Annotated in this window: 1 protein-coding gene; it reads right to left on the bottom strand. The window is 60.7% G+C overall.

What is annotated here, in order from left to right; genetic code table 11:
- The coding region (locus WA989_RS12485) for an ABC transporter ATP-binding protein (protein WP_424340821.1) at positions 1-1,448 on the bottom strand (1,448 nt) is incomplete at its 3' end.
- Between the last annotated feature and the right edge of the window lie 222 nt (positions 1,449-1,670).

Consider the following 1,670-nt stretch of genomic DNA (forward strand, 5'->3'; position numbering starts at 1 on the left):
GGTCCCGCCGGGCTGTCGATCCCATCGGAGAGCGCCGGCAGAAAATCGGTGACATGGGCGGCGTCGAGAACGGCGTGCAATTGTTCATCCGACACCCCCTCGCGGCCGAGCAGGATATTGTCCCGCAAAGTTTCGTCGAAAAGGGCGGCGTCTTGGGTGACGACCGAAAAAAGACCGCGCAGCGCCGTCAGGTCGTAGTCTGTGATTGCATTGTCACCGACGGTGACAATGCCGCTTTGCGGGTCGACGAGGCGTGTGAGCACATTGAAGACCGTGCTTTTGCCCGCGCCCGATGCACCGACCAGCGCCGTGGTCTTTCCCGCCTCTGCCACGAAACTGGCGTTGCGCAGGACGGGAAGGTCTCCGTATTGCAGGGCGACATCCTTCAGCGCGACGCGCGGCGCGGTGTCCGGAACCGGCTTTGGCTGTGCCGGAGGCAGGATCGTCGCACGCAGGTTAAACACGTATTGCAAGCGCTCGACACTGGCGGCCGCCATCTGCCATTGACCGCTCATCATTCCCAGACGGCGCAGAGGATCGAATGCAAGCGCCATGGCGGTGAAGAACGCCATGAATTCGCCATCCGTTTTTTCGCCTGCGATGATCTCTGATCCGCCATAGATCAACACCGCAAGAAACCCGATCCCCGTCATGATATCGATCAGCGCCGGCACAGTTGCCTGACCGGCCGCTGTGCGCACTTCGGCCCCGACGCCTTTCCTGATCAGTGCGTCGTAGCGGCTGGCCTGATAGTCCTCGAGCGCGTTCAGCTTGATCTGATTGACACCGTGAAAGACCTCGTCCAGTCGCGTGGCGACATCGCCCGCGATCTCACGCGCATTTCGGGCACGACGGCGGATGTAGGCCTGCACCATGAGCGACGGCATGACCAAAAGCGGAATGCCGACGATTGCCAGAAGGGTCCATTGCCAATCGATCCACAACGCGACCCCCAGCAGGCCAATCAGCGAAACGAAGTCCCGCGCGATGGCGGTGAGGATGGCGCTCCAGACACTGTTGATCTTAGAGACGTCGCCCTGCACCCTCTCGATCAGCTGCCCGGGCGGATGAATCTGGAAAAAGCCGGAATCGAGCGACATCAGATGACGCAACAAATGCTTGCGCATCGCGGCCGCGGTAAATTGCTGGATGCTGGCCATCAGGACGCGCTGCCCCGCCGAGGTCACGCCACGCACGAAGAAGACAGCCATTACCGCAAGCCCCACGAAATAAAGCGCATTCCGGTCGCCTGAGGCGAACACATCATCGAACATCGGCTGCACCAGACGGCTGATCAGTGCGAGCATCGAGCCTTCGATGACCATCAGGATGATCGCAGCCACCAAGAGCCCCTTGTGATGACGCAGATAGTCGCGCCACAGCCACCAGAACAACCGGGTCGCAGTCTGGTGTCGGGATTTGTCCGCAAGGGTTTTGGGAGGCGGCATGAACGGCCTTTTCATAAGAGATCGCATGCCGGTCTAATGCCATTTGGGTGTATGGAGCAAGCGAGCGCTGGTTGACCTTACCCCGCGCGGGTCTACAGTCGGGCCGTCTGTAATATGAAGGCTTTCCCCATGTCGCTCTCTCACGGTCGTCCCTATCTGGCGATCCCCGGTCCCTCTGTCATTCCCGATCGCGTCTTACAGGCGATGAACCGGCCATCGCCG

The organism is Henriciella sp., from assembly GCF_049649345.1.
Taxonomy (GTDB): Bacteria; Pseudomonadota; Alphaproteobacteria; order Caulobacterales; family Hyphomonadaceae; genus Henriciella.